This is a genomic window from Legionella stuttgartensis, assembly GCF_977063405.2.
In genome coordinates this window covers 378,638-398,537 of record NZ_CDRUHA020000044.1, presented here as the reverse complement: position 1 = coordinate 398,537, position 19,900 = coordinate 378,638, and the positions used below count along the sequence as shown (strand labels likewise).

The following is a 19,900-nucleotide window of genomic DNA, read 5'->3' as shown; positions in this document are numbered from 1 at the left end:
CGAGAAGTGAAAAAGTAAATTCAGTACAATTCGTGCGCGTTCAACTGCTTCCTCGATTTGAAGTAATGGAGTTGTTTGATGTTTAATCCTTATGTTTTGGTTTTATATTACTCGCGAACCGGTTCAGTAGCGCAATTAGCCCAATATGTTGCGCGTGGTGTCGAACGTGTTGTGGGGATTGAAGCACGTTTAAGAACGGTTCCACCTGTTTCTACTACATGTGAAGCAGTTGATAAGCCGATCCCAGATAATGGAGCGCCTTATGTAACCTTAGATGATTTACGCCATTGTCATGGACTCGCTTTAGGTAGCCCGACCCGTTTTGGAAATATGGCAGCTCCTTTGAAATATTTTCTGGACGGTACTTCTTCTTTATGGCTGGCAGGTGATTTAGTAGATAAACCGGCTTGCGTTTTTTCTTCTTCTGCGAGCATGCATGGTGGCCAGGAAACTACTTTATTAAGTATGATGTTGCCTTTGTTGCATCAAGGCATGATTTTATTGGGTGTGCCTTATTCTGAGTCGTCTTTGAATGAGACCGTGAGTGGTGGAACCCCCTATGGTGCAACTCATGTTTCTGGTGTGGCAAATGATCGACCACTGAGTCAGGATGAAATTAACTTAGCCAAACATTTAGGTGAACGTTTGGCACGAGCAGCTCTTAAATTGAGTGAAGAAAAATGAGTCATTAATTTGAGTTCTAATAAAACAACTCGTAGTCGAGAATTTTTGTAATGGCACTTGGCGGTCTTGTTTCGCCCGGACTGCAATAAATAAATTGAGTGAAAAATGAAAGTAATTAGTTTTAATGCCAATGGTATACGTTCAGCAGCTCGTAATGGATTTTATGAATGGCTTGCAACGCAAAATGCAGATTTTGTTTGTATTCAAGAAACGAAGGCTCAGCCCGAGCAATTAACTCCGGAAGAGTTATATTATCCACGCGATTATTTCTGTGATTATTATTCAGCCCAAAAGAAAGGGTATAGTGGAGTGGCCATTTATGCGCGTCACAAACCGAATCGTATCATAAAGGGTATGGGTTTTGATTATTGTGATAACGAAGGGCGGTATATTCAATTTGATTATCCAAAATTTAGTATCGTCTCGCTTTATTTACCTTCAGGGACTAGTGGTGATGAGCGTCAAATGGTGAAGTACGGTTTTCTCGAACAGTTTGCTGAACATTTAATGCGATTAAAAAATGAAGGACGAGAGTTGATTGTGTGTGGGGATTATAATATTGCCCATAAACAAATCGATTTGAAAAACTGGCGTGGTAATCAAAAAAACTCTGGATTTTTACCCGAAGAACGAGCTTGGATGGATAAATTGTTTGGGACTATGGGGTTTGTTGATGCATTTCGAGTGCATAATCAAGAAGAAGAGCAATATACCTGGTGGTCTTTTAGAGGGCGTGCATGGGATAAAAATGTAGGGTGGAGAATTGATTATCAAGTAGTTACACCTGGACTCACAGAGTATGTAGTCGACAGTTGCATTTTTCGTGAAGCACGTTTGTCAGATCACGCTCCTTTGCTAATCGAATATAAAGGAGATTGGTGTGCTTAAATTAGCAAGCTGGAATGTGAATTCCTTGAAGATACGGTTAGATCAAGTGTTGGAATGGTTTGATTCTTCGCGTGTGGATGTTCTTGCCTTGCAAGAAACAAAATTACTCGATGAAAATTTTCCAATGACCGCGTTTATGGAGAAAGGCTATCATGTTGTATTTTCCGGACAGAAGACTTACAACGGTGTTGCTGTAATAAGCCGATATCCTTTGTCTGATGTTCTAACTAATATACCTGATTTCGATGATCCTCAACGTCGTGTTTTGGCGGTTACTGTCGCAGGTATTCGTTTGATCAATTTGTATGTTCCCAATGGGTCGGAATTAACTTCGGATAAATATCAATACAAACTGAATTGGTTGAAAAAAGTTACTGCTTTTGTTCAACAACAAATGAGCGTTTTTCCAAATGTAGCGGTAGTCGGTGATTTTAATATAGCTCCTGAAGATCGCGATGTTCATGATCCTGCTGAATGGATAGGATGTGTATTAGTTAGCCCTGCTGAGCGAGAAGCATTTATGCAATTGTTACAGCTTGGATTACACGATAGTTTTAGAAGTTTTAAGCAGGATGAGCAGATATTCAGTTGGTGGGATTATCGTGCGGCTGCCTTTAGACGTAACAGAGGTTTGCGCATTGATCATATTTTATTGAGTAAAACGCTTAATGCATTATGCAGGCAATCTGTTATTGATAAAGAGCCGCGTAAATCAGAAAGGCCCTCCGATCATGCACCTGTATGGGTTGAATTGGATCTTAATGTGAATTAGTTGTAGTCTAGATGGAACGGAGCAGAACCCGGGTTACGGTTTGCCTAAACCAACCCGGGCAAAGCAGTTCCACTGTTACTATCACTTATTTTGCAAGGTTTCAAATAAAAACCAAATTCGTCGTTCTGTTTCATCAATATAAACTTCCAAGATGCTTGTGGTAGCGAAGTCATTTTTTTTGCTACACACTTCATGAACCTTTCTCAAGTTTTTTAGGAACCCTTTATTGTCTTCCAGTAGATTTTGCAGCATCTCATCTGCAGAAAGAGTTTCATTCGTATCGCGAAGCGTTTGCAATTGTTTGATCTCTCCAATAGAGTGAATCGTGCGTTCTCCCAATTTGCGTACACGTTCTGCTAAAACATCAATCATCGCAAAAATTTGTTCGCTTTGTTCATCTAATAAAAGATGATAATCACGATAATGTGGCCCTGTCATATGCCAATGAAAATTCTTGGTTTTAACAAATAATGCAAATGTATCGGCCAACAGAGGATTAACCGCCTCGGCAATTTTCCGACGATCTCTTATATCGAGGTCATTTGGGGTTTCAAGCTTATAAAGTTCCAGTTTTTTCATTTTAACTCCTGTTAAATTAATTTGTTTTTATAAGCGTAGACCAATAGTGACTATTTTGTTTCTATACTGACGAAATATTGTCATTTCAGTGAGGATATGAAGAAATAAATAAGAAATTGTTTATTCTTAGGGAAGGGTAGGGAATGAACAGTGGGCTATTATAGTCTATATTTATTAGAGGCAAGCTAGCGAAAAATAAATTTAATGTAAGTTTTTAAAGCACTTGTAGTTTAGCTAATGAAGCAGCTCAATATCACAAAAACTCATATTCCCAATAATTATCAGCTTTAATTGTGTATCAGTGTTTCATTTAATAGAACAAACAGGGGTATCACCGCTGTTTCGGTTTGATAAAAAATTGCTTTAAAGAAGTTTTTCTGCTATTGTTTTGCGTCATTTGTACCGAGTATGGTGCCTGGCGTTGGGTTCAGGTGGCGATACTCATTTAAACTATAGAGAGTAGTATTATGAAGGCATCAATTCATCCAGAATATAAAACAGTCAAGGTAATATGCAGTTGTGGTGAGGAATTTGAAACCCGTTCAACTTTATGTAAAGACTTGAACATTGAAGTATGCTCACAATGCCATCCTTTTTATACTGGTAAACAAAAATTAGTGGATACTGGAGGTCGTGTTCAGAAGTTCCGCGATCGTTACAGCCAGCGTTCTAATCAAGCTACTAAAGAAGAAAAGAAATAAGGCGCGTTATTTTGCGCCTTATTTGTATATACTTCATTCGAAGTATATCTTATTGACAGATTGTTCCCGCAATGCTAATTTCGGTGTCGCGGGTTCTTGACGTCCAATTATTGTCTCCATCCCATCATCCATTGGCTGTTTCCCTTATATTTTATTAAGGGTCCATAGTCAGATGTTTGTGTGCCTATAGCACTATGGTTGAACAATGAATTGACAATTGGTTGGTAGGATTTTTAGACCTTACTTAAGTTTTATTTCAATGTAAGAGAGTGAGTACTTTGGATAATGACGTTTTAAAGCAGTGTGCATTGGATTATCACGAGTTTCCAACTCCTGGAAAACTTGGTGTTCATATTACCAAATCAACTGACTCTCAGAGTGATTTGTCTCTGGCTTATACACCTGGTGTTGCTGCCCCGGTGATTGCAATAGCAGAAAACCCCGAAGATGCTTATCGTTACACGAATAAAGGAAATTTAGTCGCTGTAATGACTAATGGTACTGCTGTATTGGGTTTAGGTGATCTTGGGCCTCTGGCCAGTAAACCAGTTATGGAAGGTAAGGCTGTTTTATTTAAGCGTTTTGCGGGCATTGATGTATTTGATATTGAAATTGATGCTCATGATTCACAAGCTTTTATTTCTACAGCAAAACGTATTGCCCCCACTTTCGGAGGGATTAACCTGGAAGATCTTAAAGCTCCTGAATGTTTTGAGATTGAGCAGGCGTTAATTGAACAATTGAATATTCCTGTATTTCATGATGACCAGCATGGTACTGCCATAGTTGTTGCAGCAGCTTTACTGAATGCTCTTGAGTTACAGCAAAAAAAATTATCTGATGCCAAAATTGTGTGTATTGGTGCAGGAGCAGCAGGAATTGCTTCTATGCGATTGCTTGTTGCGTTAGGCGCTAATAAAGAGAATATGTTGCTTTTGGACACCAAGGGAGTAATCCATTCGGGGCGTGCAGATCTAAATGCTTATAAATTTGCTTTTGCGCGTACTACTGAATGCCGGACTTTAGCTGATGCACTTGTGGATGCTGATGTATTTATTGGGGTCGCCAAGCCGAATTTATTAGATGCTGATCTATTGAAATTAATGGCACCCAAACCTGTTATTTTTGCATTATCTAATCCTGATCCTGAAATCAGACCTGAATTAGCTTTTCAAGTACGTAACGATTTGGTTATTGCTACTGGACGTAGTGACTACCCTAATCAAGTCAATAATGTGTTGTGTTTCCCATATATTTTTCGTGGTGCGTTGGACGTACGCGCTAAATGTATTAATCAATCGATGCAAATTGCGGCAGTTGAAGCTATTCGTCAACTGGTGCATGAGCCCGTCCCTCAGGTAGTGAAGGATAATTACCCAGGTGTTACGCATTGGGATTTTGGCCCTAACTACATTATTCCCAAGCCTATAGACCCTCGTTTAAGAGAACGAGTCCCTGCTGCTGTAGCTGAAGCTGCAATAGCAAGCGGCGCGAATCAAGTAAGTTGTAATTTAGAATAAAAGTAGCATCCCGGTAATAAGGGATCTCAGGTGTAGCAGTATGCCATATGAGATATTCCTGTTTGCGCTCGGGATAATAATAGGTGAATTGTAGGTACGAATTTTTACTGTTGAATTTTAAAACAGTGCTCGTTCATGCCTAACAAATAGTTAAGGAGATTACTTTGCTTTCTGAAAACCGGAGAAATTACGCATTAATTGGATGGCTTATTTGTGGTCTTGGAGCTGTGTTTTACAGTTACGAATATTTGCTTCGAATAGCGCCTAGTGTCATGGAAACTGCTCTACGTGAGCACTTTAATTTGTCGGCAACAGGTTTTGGACACATTTCATCTATATATTATTATGCATATGTCCCTATGCAATTACCTGTAGGGATAATGATGGATCGTTATGGTCCTCGAAGGTTGTTAACTGTAGCCTGTTTTATTTGTGTTGTTGGAACGTTCTTATTCACCGGTACCACTTCTTTTTGGGTTGCAGCTTCAGGACGGTTTTTAGTTGGGTTAGGCTCTGCATTTGCATTCGTGGGAGTGTTAAAACTTGCAACAATCTGGTTGCCTGAGAATAAACTCGCTATGGTCTCTGGTATTACATCGGCCTTAGGAACAGTCGGTGCCATGCTCGGTGATAATTTTTTAGAACTATTCGTCACTAAATTAGGATGGATTAAAACCCTAAACATGACGGCATTTTTTGGGATTGTATTAACTTTTGTTTTATGGTTAGGTATCCACGATAAAAAAGGTCGACATAGACAAAGTGGTACTGTTTCTAATTTTAAAATCGGTTTAATTGACTTAAATATAATACTCAGTAATAGACAGATATGGATTAATGGACTGTACGGATGTATGGTTTATTTGCCGACAACTGTTTTTGCTGAATTATGGGGAATTCCCTATTTAAGACATGCACATGGCTTATCAACGCATGCCGCTGGTTTAGCAAACTCATTGCTTTTCTTGGGCTTTACAGTAGGTGCCCCACTAATGGGTTATTTTTCTGACCGAATAGCGCGCAGAAAGTTACCTATGTTTTTAGGTGCAAGTATGGCTACTGTCCTTATGTTAGTAATTCTGTACTTCCCCGGTTTAACTGAAACTAATGTACAAATACTTATGTTTTTCTTAGGCTTATTTTATAGTGCGCAAGCGATTGTATTTGCCGTCGGAAGAGAATTGAGCCCAGGAGAGGCAGCAGGTACAGCTATGGCATTTACCAACATGATTGTCATGCTCGGTGGTATGTTATTACAACCCTTGGTAGGACATTTATTGGATTTCAGCTATTCTTTGCGCAACGGAGCTTCGCTTACTTCGGCGCTGGTTGTGGAAAACGTGAATAAACTTTATAACGTGACTGATTATCGCATTGCGCTAGCTTTTATACCTCTAAGTATGTTTATTGCCGCTTTATTAACTTTCTTTTTAAGGGAAACTCACGCACATGCACCTAAATAATACTGTTTCAAGAAAACAAATGCTCTTTGGTATGTTTATCTGCTTTGTCGGAGCTATTTTTTATTGTTATGAGTTTATCTTACGCATAATTCCAGGTGTTTTGCAGACGGAGCTAAGTATTGCGCTGGGGCATATTTCAGCGACTACTTTTGGTCAAATTTCTGCTTTATATTATTTTGCCTATTCGCCGATGCAAATGCCTGTAGGAATGCTCATGGATCGATTTGGTCCTAGACGGCTTTTAACTTTTGCCTGCATTTGTTGTACCGTTGGTTCCTGGATGTTTACCTTGACCTCATCTATGTTTTTGGTAGGGGCAGGGCGCTTTCTCGTGGGATTTGGTTCTTCTTTTGCATTTGTGGGGGTTTTATCTCTGGCATTACATTGGCTGCCCAGACGCTATTTTTCTTTAGTTGCAGGCTTGATGACTACTTTAGGAATGTTAGGCCTTGTTTATGGTGAAGTGAAGATTACCGAGTGGTCTCAAAGGATTGGTTGGGAACAAGTGCTGTTCTTTATTGCCATTGTAGGTTCCGGCTTGAGTGTTTTAATGTTTCTTGTGGTACGTGATGGGCCTGAAGGACATCAACCCAATAAACATCCTTTACCTGAATTCTTCCAAAACGTTCTTAAAGTATTAATGGCTCCAGAAGTTTGGGTTATCGGTTTTGTCGGGGCTTGTTTGTATACTTCTTTATCTGTATTTGGTGAGTTGTGGGGAAAAACGTATTTGGAACAAGCACACCATTTAACTAAAGTCGAGGCAGCCAAGACTGTCTCTGCAGTGTTCTTAGGTTGGGCGGTTGGTGCACCTATAGCGGGTTATTTATCGGATCGTACTGGCAGACGTTTATTGCCTTTGGTGTTGGGTGCAATTTTGGCGTTGATTTGTATTAGCCTTGTATTATACCTTCCTGGATTATCATACGTTAGCTTGAATGTTTTATTGTTCTTGTATGGTGTGTTTAGTGCCACGGAAATTATTGTATTTATTATGGCTAAAGAATGCAGTGGTGCACAATTATCAGGTACGGTATTTGCAGCCACAAACATGATAGTTACTCTTGGTGGGGTAATTTTCCAACCCCTGGTTGGTAAATTGCTGGATACTTTTGGTGATAGTGGCATTGTAGAGGGAGAACACATCTATACAGTAGTGGATTATCAGGTTGCTTTATCTATATTACCACTTTCGTTATTACTCGTTACTATTCTTGCCTTCTTTATCAAAGATCATAAAGATCATCAAATTCATTAAAAGTGGGGCCCGGGTGAAATCAACTAAAATCCGGGCCCGATAATGCTACATAACTGGGACTCTTGGTTTTCAAGGTCTGATATGTCCCTCACCCAAGACAACCCACTTATAACTTGATAAAGCGTCTAATGACATAGGCCCACGAGCGTGTAGTTTTTGAGTACTAATTCCTATTTCAGCACCCATCCCAAATTGTCCTCCATCCGTAAAAGCTGTAGAGGCATTAACATAAACAGCTGCAGAATCGATATGATCGAGAAAATAATCGATGCTCTTTTGATCTTCAGCGATAATTGCTTCGCTATGCCCCGAAGTGTGCTCCATAATATGAGTAACAGCTTCTTCTAACGAGAAAACAGTTTTGATTGCCAATTTATAAGATAAGAATTCCTGACAAAAATCATTAGAGGTTGCTTTTCGCAATAATTTTTTTGGATAAAAGGATTTAATTGCTGCATAACTTGGTTTGTCTGCAAAAATTTCAACCTGTTTATGAGCAAGTGGTTCAATAATAAATGCTAAATCATTCAATCGATTTTGATGAATTACTAATATATCGAGTGCATTGCAAACACTTACTCTTCTAGTTTTAGCATTATCTATAATTAACCGTCCTTTTTGTATATCACCACTTTGATCGAAATAAATATGAACGATACCAGCACCTGTTTCAATAAATGGTATTCTTGTATTTTCACGTACAAAATTGATTAATGATTGGCTTCCTCTTGGGATACAAACATCCACCAAGTGATTGGCTTTTAAAAGAATATGTACGGCTTCTTTTTCTAAGGGTAATAAATAAACAGCAGATTTGTCGATACCATGTTTTTGTAAGACATCATGAATCAATGATATTAAAAAAAGATTAGTAAAATAAGCTTCCTTTCCGCCCTTCAAAACACAAGCATTACCTGTTTTAAAACATAGAGTAAAGGCATCTAAAGTGACATTGGGTCGCGATTCATAAATAATAGCGATAACTCCTAACGGGACAGAAACTTTCTGAATGACTAACCCATTAGGAAGTTTTCTTTGATCTAAAATTCTTTTCTTTGAATAGGGTACGGAAGCAACTGTTTCAACATCAGCGGCCATTGATTCAATTCGATCTTTAGATAAAAGCAGCCGATCATATTTAGGATCTTCTTTATCCATCAACGCTAAATCTTTTTTATTTTCGTTAATGAGTGCATTAGCAGAATTTCGTAATCGATTGGCAAGATCGCGTAATACTTGATTTTGCTTTTGTTCATCCAAAAATCTTAAGCTCAGGCTGGATTTTTTTGTTGCTTTAAGTTGGTTCGTGATTTCGTCAATCATGTAATTCTCTAAAATATATGTAAATGATCATAATGAATAAATTCAGGTTTTCCCGATTGGCCTAAATACTCATTTAATTTAACTGCATCATATTTAGCTAGACCAATCCCTATTTTTTCATTGCTTGGCGTCAGTATTTCTATCAAATCACCTCGTTTAAAATCACCCGTAAATTGTTCAATTCCAACGGGTAGGATGCTGATGACTCGTTTGTTCTCTTTTATAATTTCTACCAAGCAGGAATTTATTGTAATTGAGCCTGTCTTTTTTTCAGTATAAGCAATCCATCTTTTTATATTAGATTTTTTCTTTGTTGGGAAAATAGTGGTGCCTAAGGCTTCATCTTTAAGTATACGTAGAATTACTGAAGGTTGATTGATGCTCGCTATATGAGTGGTTATCCCAAGGTTTGACATTTTTCGAGCCGTTCCAAGTTTGCTAATCATCCCACCTCTGCCATGAAGGCTTTTTATACTAGAAACTTCAGGCCAAGTATGCTTTGGATTGATGACAGAAATTAAGTCGGATCCAATTTCATCAGGATGCTTAGTGTAAACGCCTTCAACATTACTAAGAATAATTAATTTATCAGCATTAATCATTGCTGCGATTAGACCGGATAGCTCATCGTTGTCTGTAAACATGAGCTCTTCAATGGCAACACTATCGTTTTCATTGATAATAGGTACAATATTTTTCTGAACTATAATTTCATGAAGTAATCTAGATATATTCAAATAGTGCTGTCTCGTTTGAAAATCCTGTTTTGTGAGCAGTAATTGGGACGCCAGCATTTTATGTTTTTTTAACATGGATGCGTACATATGCATCAATTCATATTGTCCTAATGATGCAAGAACTTGTTTTTCTCCTATCGAACAACCATATTGACGGTCCAGAAATTGATTCGCAACCTTTCGCCCCGATGCAACTGCACCCGAGCTAACTAATACTACATGATGATCTTCTTTTTGAAGAGTGACAATTTGTTCAACCAAGGAAAGCATAATAGGCTCAAATGGAGTACCATCACTTGATAAAATACTTTGAGTTCCAACTTTAATTACAATTTTCATTCTTTACTCACTTTTTATGGAGCCTGTTTTATTTGAACCTTAGAATCATAGAAATAGACAAATACTTTAGAAGAAACGGAGAATATCTTCATCAATGGACTATTAGTCTATCAAACTGGTAAAGAAAAATTGTTATCCAATTCACGCATTTTCTTTGCTGTAAAGTGCCTTAATTCCGTTGAGATGATGCCGGGATTTGGGTGGTTTATTAATTCAGATCCTGTGACCTATCAAAACGGACATTTTATTTTTATATCAAGTTTACAAGTTCGCGGGTAGGACAATGTTATTCCATGGAATTAAATATAACGACCTATAATCAAGGTATGTTTAACCCAACCAAGAATATCTAGGTCTTACTCCTCAGGTAGACGAAGTCGTAAATGCATCAATACAGTTTTTAAAGCAACCTTTTAATGAAAACTTAGCTTGCTTTTAAGAAAATGTCTACAATGCTTTCAGATTAATTAAATATGGCAATTAACTCGTTTACTGGACGACGAAGCGATCCTTGGCAATTTATAAAACGTGATACTGGAAAGCTTTTAATTTCTGCTTTTCTATAGTGGTAACGAGTAAATTCAGTATCGTGATTGGATAAGATAACAGGGATTCCTCGGGCTGCTGTTTCTTTAGCCAATTCCGTCAATTCGATTTGATCTTCGGTTGTAAATAGTTTTTTAGTATAGGGTAAATGATGTGATTTCTCTGAAAGAAGTACGTAAGGGGGGTCGCAATAAATTACATCCCCTCGTTCTGCATATTCAAAAGTTTTTCTGAAATCATTATGGAGGAATTCTGTTTGTTGGCTTTTTGAGTGAAAAAGCTGCATTTCCTTGCGCGGAAAATAAGGTTTGCTGTAAAGCCCAAAAGGAACGTTATAGATACCTTTGGAATTATAGCGACATAATCCATTATAACCGTGTCGGTTTAAATAAAGAAAAAGCGCAGATTTTTGTGCGGAATTAAGGGAGGCATTGAAATCCGCTCTTATTTGATAATATTTTTCTTTATGGTTGAATTCAGGGCGGAAATAAGTATCGCAGTGTGTAATAAATTCCTCTCCCTGTTGTTGCAAGGTTGTAAATAGATGAACTAAATCAAAATTACTTTCTGCTAACAAATAGGAAGAATAATTTGTATTCATAAAAACCACGCCCGAGCCGGCAAAGGGCTCGATTAAGCGTTTACCTGGAGGAAGAAAGGGAATAATCTTTTCCAAACAGTTGTATTTACTCCCTGCCCATTTAAGAAAAGGCCTTATTTTAACCATAGGTTTTACCACGATTTATTCAGAAAGAAGTATTGCTTATTTTTAAGAAAAAAAACAGAATTTTTAGTGTAAAAATTTTGGTTGTTCTTTCTTTTTTGAAGGTCAGGGACGAAAATTAAAAAATTTGAGACGAAGTGACTTAGGTAAATTCATATACTGAGTCAAAGAGTCTATCTCTGATTAATACTCCCAAACGACAGGAAATAAAGGGTGGTCCATTGGCGCACCTTCTGGAAGTTGTTCCCTTAACCCCGGGAAATCAGGTGAGGTAACCCATTTTCGTGGTGCATGGATAACGTCATCGCCGAGAAAACGTACGGAGAAAACTCGTCGTCTCTGAGTGTTGCCTACTCCACCTGCCGCATGAAGAGTAAGCATATGGAAGCAAACTATGTCACCAGGGGTTATTTCCCAACCGATAATAGGGTAGTCTTCGCGTTTTAAGTCAATATCGGGGAGATCCATGAGGCTTCCCTCTGGAAACCATTTTGCTTGGCTGTCCATAAAAGAACGGGGCATGAACCATGGTCCCAAATGAGAACCAGCAATAAACTCTAAGGTCGAGGCACGAGGTACTGGATCCACCGGTATCCATAAACTGCAATTTTGTATTCCTTCAATATTGTAATAAGGTTGATCTTGATGCCATGGGGTTCTTTGTTGTGTGCCAGGCTCTTTAACTAAAAGATGATCATGGTATAGCCGTGTTCTTTTACTCCCCATGAGTTTGCCTGCAATAAGGCTAGCCGGGGATTCAAAGATAAATTGTTGGTAATGAGGATTTGTTTGCCAAGTACAAAAATCCTCAATAAATCGACCTGGGTCCTCATTTTTACTTGCAATTTTAACCCGATGGCTCGGTGACTTTAAATTAAGTTCGATACCATCACAGAGTAATTCTATTTCTCCAGGGTTCAGAATTTGGCGAATACAAACAGCACCATCTTTTTTGTAGGCGTCTATATGCGCTTGTGTCACTGCTTTTTCTACACGCCGAATAATTGGTTCAGAAATGGAATGTTTTGTCATCTGAAATAAGAACAATGATCGATTTTATTGATGTTACTAAAATTCAGGAAAAAGAACCATTTCAAAAAAGTATGAAGGGTAACGATAATGGTCTGTTTTAAAAAAATCATGAGTGCAATGTAAAGTTATGATATTTTACAGAGTTTTATGAGACAAGGATTTGCACGTGCATGAGTCGAAATTGAAGTCTAATGAGCGGAAAATTATTTTTCTTGCTTCCTTGGGGGGGGCATTGGAGTTTTATGATTTTATTATTTACGTTATTTTTGCACCAATAATTAGCCAGGTTTTTTTTCCAAAAACAGACAAATTTGCTGCATTGATGAGTGTATATGCTGTTTTTGCCATTGGATATTTAATTCGTCCATTAGGTGGTCTCGTCTTTAGTCATTTTGGAGATAAATACGGTCGCAAAAAGACGTTTATTTTTTCAGTGCTTTTAATGGCTGTTCCAACGGTTCTTATTGGATTTTTACCCACCCACCAACAGATAGGGATTTCTTCGAGTATCCTTTTAATTTTTCTGCGTTTACTGCAAGGACTTTCAATTGGTGGAGAAATTCCTGGAGCATTAACCTTCACTTGCGAACATGTGAATCCTCGTTTTAGAGCACTTGCTTGTGGGATTATTTTTGCTTTTCTTAATTTAGGTATTTTTCTGGGGGCGATGATTAGTTTAATTCTAACAAATCAACTCTCAAACGCTCAATTATTAAGCTTTGGTTGGCGTATTCCATTTGTATTTGGTGGATTGCTTGGCGTGTTCAGTTTCTACATTCGCAAACAATTGGCTGAAAGTCCCTTATTTCTTGCATTTAAAAATTCCATTGAAAATACACGAATACCTTTTGTTGAGGCAATCACCCAGTACTGGCGCAATATTTTACAGGGAATTGGTTTAACGTGTCTGGGTTCTGTAATGATTAATTTATTATTTCTCTATATGCCCACCTACCTATCAACGATTCTTGCTTATCCAAAGCAACAAGCAACTTTACTCAATACGATTAATTTGGGCTTTTATTCCTTGCTGCTTGTATTTTTTTGTTGGTGTGGTGATCGATTGGGACGTAAATTGGTTCTCTCCATCGGAGCGGTTGGGTTTATTTTGTTAAGTTATGTTTTATTCTTCACTTTATCCCAACAAACCACATTATTACTTATAGTAAGCTTATTTATTTTTGCTATTCTAAGTAGCTCCATTATGGTTTATCCCAGCATACTGGTTGAATTATTTCCGGTGTCGATTCGTTATACTGGGATTGCTATTTCTTATAATCTGGCATTCGCTTTTTTTGGTGGTTTAACTCCATTTATTACCACTTATTTAATTCAATCATTAAATAATAATCTTGCCCCCAGTTTTTACCTAACTCTGAGCGCAATTCTTTGTTTCGTTGCCGTGGTATCCATTAAAAAATTATATGCAGAATCATGAGATGAATTATGAATTTTGCGAAACAAACGGTTGTTTTTTTTATTTTCTCTTTATTTTTGTTCTCTTTAGCACATGCTAATAGACCTTTTATTATCGATACTGATGTAGGAATCGACGATGAATTAGCGATGTTCTATTTGTTAGCACAAAAAGACATCGACATTAAGGCGATTACGGTAGTGGGTACTGGAGAGTCACATTGCCCAGCTGGCTTGAGGAATGTTGCGGGATTATTAGCGTTGACGCATCATGAAAACATCCCATTAGCTTGCGGACGCGATACACCGATGACTGGAACACATCAATTTCCTAATTGGCTACGTAAACAAGCAGATAATTTAGCAGGTGCTGCAAATTTGTTGCCCAAAGTGGAAGTATCCACCTCAAAGACTGCGATGGAATTGTTGAAATCTACTTTAACGAATGCAAAAGAACCGGTTGAGATTTTAGCTATTGGTCCGTTAACAAATCTTGGTGAGCTGGTGACCCAAATGCCAGAGATAAAAAATAAAATTAAAATGATTTATGTTATGGGGGGAGCCGTAGATAGCACCGGTAATTTGATTGAGTTGGATCACTCAATTCGAAATAACACTGCGGAGTGGAATATATATGTTGACCCGCATGCTGCAGATAAAGTATTTCGTTCTGGAATTCCTCTTACTATGATTGGTTTGGATGTGACCAATCAGGTCCCCGTAACTAAAGCGTTTTATCTGAAATTAAAGCAAAATCAAAATAGTCTGGGCAATAAATTTTTCTATGAACTTTTTCATCGCAATGAGGCCGAGATATTTGAACATAAGTGGTATTTTTGGGATGTGCTTTCAGCAGTAGTAGCGCACGATAATTCAATCGTTAAAGCCATAAATAAAAAATTGAGTATTTTATTAAGCCCTGAAAATCAATCAGGCACTACCATAGTCGATAAAAAGGGGAATATCGTACGTGTATGTACGGCAGTAAATCAGGAGCAACTGGAAACTATTTTGATGGATACGTTAAAAAAGACTTCCTAAAGGATAGAAATGTAGCCCGGGTTTCGCTGCTGCACCCAGGCTACATTAATTTTAATTGGGCACGGAACGTTTTTCTTCAAAGAATTGTACTTTCCCTGTTTTTATATCATGTAATCCCGCTACTATTCCTACCTGTTTTTTACTAATTAATTCTTTAAGAATAGGACTCTTTTCTTGCATTTCTTTGACAATTCTTAAAGCATTGGCTTTAGCAATGGCATCAATTAATTTTGCATCAGAGCAATTTTTTGTTCCTTGTTCTTGCATACTGATATCTACCACTGGTTTAATTTTATCTATAATATCAGTCAAATGTCCGAGTTGTACGCCACTACAAGCACCACTTACAGCACCACATGAAGTATGTGCCAAGACGACAATAAGTCGAGAGCCAACGACTTTAGTCGCATATTCCATACTACCTAAAATATCGTTATTGAGCACATTTCCTGCTACACGCAAAGTAAATAAATCGGCCAAACCTTGGTCAAAAAATAATTCAGGGACACTGCGTGAATCCATACAATTAAGCACTACTGCAAATGGGTATTGTCCGTAAGAAGATTGATGGGCTTGTTTTAAATAATCTCTGGGAATTGAGGTGTTATTTAAAAAACGTTGGTTCCCATCTTTCAAGCGTTGTAGTGCTTGCTTGGGCGTCATATTTTGCTGTTTGGCTTGAGATAAGGTTTTTCCCAAAATAGGTACTTCTGCAGCAGGTGAACTTGCAAAGCTAGTGTAAGCACACATCAAACCAAAAGTTATGGCTAGGATTTTTGTTAGGTGTTGCATTGAGATGCTCCATTTTTTAATTAGAAATCGTCCTTCAGTGATAATAACTTAATCTTAAAAACGCATATACTTTTTTTAAAAATTTATTTTCTAAGGCTTATGTATGTAGTTCATTTTGGTTTTTACTTTAATTTCTATTGATCGCATTTAAAAGCAACAAAATGATTAAAATTTAATCTTAATTGGCTATACTTATTGAAAATGAGCAACTTCATTTTAGGAATAAGATATGCTTAATAAAAGTCAGGCAAATGAACAGTCTACTACCACTCAACCATCACCAGTCGTAGCAATTACTTTTTACTCCAAGCGAACTGATACACCGCCAGGATACCATCCGGGTATTTTAAGTGCAGGAAATAGGCAAGATGTGGTTCGCTTAAAAGACGGACTTGAAAGTGCAGCAAAAGAAAAGGGAGAAACACCCCCTAAAGTTGAAATCACGTTGTTTCTTATTCCCAATTGGGATAAGGGAGAAGATTATCATTCAGCAGAATATCAAGCAGCAAGAAAGCAGATGATGACGGATGCCCAAAAATTTTATGGAAGCGACATCCTGATTAAAGATTATCTCAACGCTAACGTCAGTGAGGCGGAGCTTAAATTTTTAAGAAATTGTAAGGCTATTGGAAGCGTTGCTGATATTGTTAAAACACGAACAATTATAGACAACCAGGGCCGTCCCTGTTTACAGACTGACTCTAATGTCACATGGGCAAATAATGATTTTGATAAATTGTACGAATTAACTTTTCACGCCAATTCAGATGCATTTAATTGCAGCAGATGCTCTGAAGTTTATGTTTCTGCACATAATAAATTATTATTCACCGGTTCTGGTAGTAAGTTACCAGGAATTTTTGCTAAAACTTTAGTAGATTACTGCACTCAATACGATTCGGATCCATGGCATAAAGATGAAAAATGTAATGGGGTATATGATATCGCTTTTTGTGAGGGCATGAGTCAGTATGGTCTCACCTATAGAGTGAGAGTCGATGATAAGTATAATAAAGATAAAACTTTTGATTTTTATCCAGCAGCTTTAGATGATTCACGATATAAATTAATGCCGCTTGTTATTGCCTGTCAACGAGAAAGTTGGCGTGCGGGTATGGCTCCACCTCCGCAGGCTGTACTTGAGTTAACTGGGGGGCTTACTCTACCTAATAACGCGAAAAAGCCGGCCATGGAGGTTGAAATTAATGGTGTTAAGTATGGATATTATCATTTTAAAAGTCTACTCAGGGTATTTACAAATATACCGAGTTGGCATGCTGAAGAAGGAAGATACAAATATGCATACCAAACAGGAGACTTTTTTAAGACAGCTGAACATGCTCGAAATATATTTGTAAATAAACAAGATACTTTATTATCAATGCAGATCTTTGCCCAATATTACAACGCGGTGAAACAAGAGTACGAGGCAGGCCGTTTAAAGACGGGAAAACGCCCATTGGAAGTATTAGCAAATCTATTTCCTGATACAGATGCTGGTAATAAATTATGTGCCGAATTGTTTGGTTGTATTGTAAAAGAATTGCATGAAAATCCTGTGCGTAAAGCTTTAGTACCGATTGAACCGAAACAAAGGTATCATACAAAATTAACAGTTCCTGTGGTACCGACTTTTCTACAAGAAATAGCCCCTAATGTGACAGGAATGACTCCATTTTCATTTTTTCCTTCTCAAAGACCGTTTGAACATCTGATGACAAAGGAAACACTGAAACTTATTGCGCAATCAGCAGATAGTTTACCTAAGAAGGACCGTCAGCACGCATTAGAGTTTTTCAAAACCTTATCTAAAGAAAAGTTAGAGGGAATTAAGAACGAATCTAAGACTGCTCAGGAGGCTTGGGACGAACAATATGGGATGGTATCTTTTAATGATCCCAAAGGGCTTAAATAGACTGATGCACACTATAATAGGCTTAAGATAGGAGATTAATTCATGCGAACTAAAATTGATCCAATGGATGAAAGTTTGTGTGAGGCTGTTTTAGATGGAGATCTGGAACAGGTTCAATTAATTGTAAAAGAGTATGGTGGTAATGTGAATGCTCAAGATAAATATGGAGCTTCTCCCGCCTTGATTGCTGCCAAGCGTAATGATCTGGAAATATTAGAGTTTTTAGTGGGAAGTGGGGCTGACTTAAAAGTTAGTGATGATTTAAATCAAACGCCAATGGATTGGGCTGAACATAATAGAAATGAAAAAATGATCGATTTTATAAATGAGCATACTCAGACTTATATGAAGAAATGAGCTCTTGGTGTATTCCCATCACGAAGTCCATGCGTAACCTGTTATGGCACTTTGTTTAGTTTGACTCTTACTTTAGTAGGAAAAGGGAATGAGGTGTTTTGGGCTCCCTTGGAGAAGAGAGCCGGAATTTGATTATTCTCAGATAAGAATTATGAGACACCCTCTGCGAGTTTCAATGAGAATATGCGAATACGATGATTATCGGGATCCAGCGCGACAAAGGTGTAACCAAAATCCATCATTGTAGGGGGTTGGGCTATTTGAATCCCTTCTTGTTGCCAGAGTGTGTGTAGTTCGTCAACTATATGGTCCTTTTCTACTTGTAATGAAAGCTCACTTCCCCCACCAAGTGCTGCTGCAGGCGGCTCAGCAACGTGTTTTGACCATAAGCCGAGACGCATACCTGATTTCAATAAAAACATGACAAAAGTAGGAAATGATTCAATAGGTTGACTCCTGAGTAAACGCTCATAAAACGGTGCGCTTACCTGAGGATTATCAACATAAAAGATTATTAAATTTGGATCAAGATACATACACGACTCCTTTTAATTGAATGGAGATTTGAGTTTAAAAGATCGTGCTGACAGTTTTTGTCAGTAGTGATTCGGCCTAATCATAAAGATATGGATAACAAGGGTAATTGGTGATTTAATATCGCCAAAAGTGCCTGCCCGAGAAGCAGGATAGGAACTAATAATAAGGAAGTTAACCATGAATAAGTTCTACGTCGATCCCGATATAGCAAAAGCCTCTACGTTACCTGCACATTTTTATACGTCTTTGGATTGTTTCGAAGAAGCAAAAGAAAAAATATTTGCAAGGACTTGGCAGTTTTGCACCAGCACAGAAAGCCTGCGATTAGAAGGGCAACTGGTGCCTTTTACTTTATTGCCAGGATTGCTTGATGAGCCGTTATTATTTGTTCGTGATGAACAAGACCGTTTTCGTTGCCTTAGCAATGTATGCACCCATAGAGGCAAAATTTTGATTGAAGCTCCGTGTTCTGCTGAAAAGATTAAGTGTTCTTATCATGGACGTCGATTTAATCTTTGTGGCGAACTTCTACATATGCCTGAATTTGAAAAAACATGCGATTTTCCAACGGCAAAGGACAATTTGGCAAAAATCCCTTTTGATTTCCTTGAGCCATTTCTTTTTGCCTCACTCGCACCACAAGTCCCTTTTAGGGATGTGTTTGCAGATATAAAAGAACGTCTGTTTTGGCTGCCTATGGAAAAAATGCGTCTCGACATGAATCGATCACGTGATTATTTGGTTAAAGCCCATTGGGCATTGTATTGCGAAAATTATCTTGAAGCCTTACATATTCCTTTTGTCCATCATTCATTAAGAAAAGTGATTGATTGTACTACCTATAGTACAGAGCTTTATCGCTATTGCAATTTGCAATTGGCTCTTGCCAGTCATGGTGAGGAATGTTTTGATTTGCCTAAAGATTCACCAGATTATGGCAAACAAGTCGCGGCTTATTATTACTGGATTTTTCCCAATACAATGCTTAATTTCTATCCATGGGGATGTTCTGTAAATGTAGTGAAACCATTAGGGCCCGCATTAACTAAAGTCTCATTTCTTACCTTCGTGCTTGATGAAACCAAATTAGGCAAAGGAGCCGGTGGGGACTTGGATAAAGTAGAGCGCGAGGATGAGGCTGTTGTCGAATCAGTCCAACAGGGAATTCGTTCTCGTTTTTATGAAGCCGGTCGTTTTTCTCCCACCAAAGAACAAGGAACGCATCATTTTCATCGACTACTTTGCGAGTTTTTTAATGATTAATCAATGAAAATAG

19 protein-coding genes are annotated in these 19,900 nt (G+C 37.9%); 12 read left to right on the top strand and 7 right to left on the bottom strand.

Annotated elements, in window-relative coordinates; all coding sequences use genetic code 11:
• Positions 1-78 precede the first annotated feature (78 nt).
• From wrbA to xth, 3 genes are all read left to right on the top strand, one after another.
• Positions 79-684 carry an NAD(P)H:quinone oxidoreductase gene (gene wrbA / locus ACWTEW_RS12685; protein WP_454781996.1) on the top strand — a complete coding sequence of 202 codons (606 nt, stop codon included), beginning with the start codon at positions 79-81 and terminating at the stop codon, positions 682-684.
• Between the two features lie 105 nt (positions 685-789).
• The gene (locus ACWTEW_RS12680) at positions 790-1,572 is read left to right on the top strand and encodes an exodeoxyribonuclease III (RefSeq protein WP_454781995.1); all 783 of its coding nucleotides are present in this window, start codon (positions 790-792) and stop codon (positions 1,570-1,572) included.
• Entirely contained in the window at positions 1,565-2,344 is a 780-nt protein-coding gene (gene xth, locus ACWTEW_RS12675) for an exodeoxyribonuclease III (RefSeq protein WP_454781994.1), read from the top strand. Before ACWTEW_RS12680 ends, xth begins: the two co-directional genes overlap by 8 nt.
• Positions 2,345-2,425: 81 nt before the next feature.
• Here the strand turns inward: xth and ACWTEW_RS12670 are convergent, their stop codons facing one another.
• Complete coding sequence (locus tag ACWTEW_RS12670; RefSeq protein WP_454781993.1) at positions 2,426-2,923, bottom strand: Dps family protein; 498 nt, start codon at positions 2,921-2,923, stop codon at positions 2,426-2,428.
• Positions 2,924-3,390: 467 nt separating this feature from the next.
• Here ACWTEW_RS12670 and rpmE point away from each other — a divergent pair, with 467 nt between their 5' ends.
• The 4 genes from rpmE to ACWTEW_RS12650 all read left to right on the top strand — a co-directional run bounded on the left by rpmE (position 3,391) and on the right by ACWTEW_RS12650 (position 7,865).
• Positions 3,391-3,624, top strand: coding sequence for a 50S ribosomal protein L31 (gene rpmE / locus ACWTEW_RS12665; protein ID WP_454781992.1), 234 nt, complete (start codon positions 3,391-3,393; stop codon positions 3,622-3,624).
• Positions 3,625-3,902: 278 nt separating this feature from the next.
• Positions 3,903-5,144 carry a malic enzyme-like NAD(P)-binding protein gene (locus ACWTEW_RS12660; RefSeq protein ID WP_454782068.1) on the top strand — a complete coding sequence of 414 codons (1,242 nt, stop codon included), beginning with the start codon at positions 3,903-3,905 and terminating at the stop codon, positions 5,142-5,144.
• A 164-nt stretch (positions 5,145-5,308) separates the two neighbouring features.
• Positions 5,309-6,607, top strand: coding sequence for an MFS transporter (locus ACWTEW_RS12655; protein ID WP_454781991.1), 1,299 nt, complete (start codon positions 5,309-5,311; stop codon positions 6,605-6,607).
• Entirely contained in the window at positions 6,594-7,865 is a 1,272-nt protein-coding gene (locus tag ACWTEW_RS12650; RefSeq protein ID WP_454781990.1) for an MFS transporter, read from the top strand. Before ACWTEW_RS12655 ends, ACWTEW_RS12650 begins: the two co-directional genes overlap by 14 nt.
• A 69-nt stretch (positions 7,866-7,934) precedes the next feature.
• Here ACWTEW_RS12650 and ACWTEW_RS12645 read toward each other — a convergent pair whose 3' ends face one another.
• The 4 genes from ACWTEW_RS12645 to ACWTEW_RS12630 all read right to left on the bottom strand — a co-directional run bounded on the left by ACWTEW_RS12645 (position 7,935) and on the right by ACWTEW_RS12630 (position 12,566).
• Positions 7,935-9,188, bottom strand: coding sequence for a glutamate-5-semialdehyde dehydrogenase (locus ACWTEW_RS12645; RefSeq protein WP_454781989.1), 1,254 nt, complete (start codon positions 9,186-9,188; stop codon positions 7,935-7,937).
• Between the two features lie 8 nt (positions 9,189-9,196).
• Positions 9,197-10,264 carry a glutamate 5-kinase gene (gene proB / locus ACWTEW_RS12640; protein ID WP_454781988.1) on the bottom strand — a complete coding sequence of 356 codons (1,068 nt, stop codon included), beginning with the start codon at positions 10,262-10,264 and terminating at the stop codon, positions 9,197-9,199.
• 463 nt (positions 10,265-10,727) lie between these two features.
• The gene (locus ACWTEW_RS12635; protein WP_454781987.1) at positions 10,728-11,537 is read right to left on the bottom strand and encodes a DNA adenine methylase; all 810 of its coding nucleotides are present in this window, start codon (positions 11,535-11,537) and stop codon (positions 10,728-10,730) included.
• Positions 11,538-11,717: 180 nt separating this feature from the next.
• The gene (locus ACWTEW_RS12630) at positions 11,718-12,566 is read right to left on the bottom strand and encodes a phytanoyl-CoA dioxygenase family protein (protein ID WP_454781986.1); all 849 of its coding nucleotides are present in this window, start codon (positions 12,564-12,566) and stop codon (positions 11,718-11,720) included.
• Between the two features lie 166 nt (positions 12,567-12,732).
• Here ACWTEW_RS12630 and ACWTEW_RS12625 point away from each other — a divergent pair, with 166 nt between their 5' ends.
• Together ACWTEW_RS12625 and ACWTEW_RS12620 are read left to right on the top strand one after the other, a co-directional pair.
• Positions 12,733-14,004, top strand: a complete 1,272-nt coding sequence (locus tag ACWTEW_RS12625; RefSeq protein ID WP_454781985.1) for an MFS transporter — start codon at positions 12,733-12,735, stop codon at positions 14,002-14,004.
• Positions 14,005-14,012: 8 nt separating this feature from the next.
• Positions 14,013-15,023: a nucleoside hydrolase gene (locus tag ACWTEW_RS12620; RefSeq protein WP_454781984.1), complete on the top strand. Its 1,011-nt coding sequence runs from the start codon at positions 14,013-14,015 to the stop codon at positions 15,021-15,023.
• A gap of 51 nt (positions 15,024-15,074) precedes the next feature.
• Here ACWTEW_RS12620 and ACWTEW_RS12615 read toward each other — a convergent pair whose 3' ends face one another.
• Positions 15,075-15,773 carry a carbonic anhydrase family protein gene (locus ACWTEW_RS12615; RefSeq protein WP_454782067.1) on the bottom strand — a complete coding sequence of 233 codons (699 nt, stop codon included), beginning with the start codon at positions 15,771-15,773 and terminating at the stop codon, positions 15,075-15,077.
• 271 nt (positions 15,774-16,044) lie between these two features.
• On the opposite strand from ACWTEW_RS12615, the gene ACWTEW_RS12610 reads away from it, so the two are divergent.
• A complete protein-coding gene (locus ACWTEW_RS12610) occupies positions 16,045-17,730 on the top strand; it encodes a hypothetical protein (protein WP_454781983.1) in 1,686 nt (561 codons plus the stop codon).
• 42 nt (positions 17,731-17,772) lie between these two features.
• Positions 17,773-18,087, top strand: a complete 315-nt coding sequence (locus ACWTEW_RS12605; RefSeq protein WP_454781982.1) for an ankyrin repeat domain-containing protein — start codon at positions 17,773-17,775, stop codon at positions 18,085-18,087.
• 149 nt (positions 18,088-18,236) lie between these two features.
• Here ACWTEW_RS12605 and ACWTEW_RS12600 read toward each other — a convergent pair whose 3' ends face one another.
• The gene (locus ACWTEW_RS12600) at positions 18,237-18,623 is read right to left on the bottom strand and encodes a VOC family protein (protein WP_454781981.1); all 387 of its coding nucleotides are present in this window, start codon (positions 18,621-18,623) and stop codon (positions 18,237-18,239) included.
• A gap of 178 nt (positions 18,624-18,801) precedes the next feature.
• On the opposite strand from ACWTEW_RS12600, the gene ACWTEW_RS12595 reads away from it, so the two are divergent.
• Positions 18,802-19,887: an SRPBCC family protein gene (locus ACWTEW_RS12595; protein ID WP_454781980.1), complete on the top strand. Its 1,086-nt coding sequence runs from the start codon at positions 18,802-18,804 to the stop codon at positions 19,885-19,887.
• Positions 19,888-19,900 lie beyond the last annotated feature (13 nt).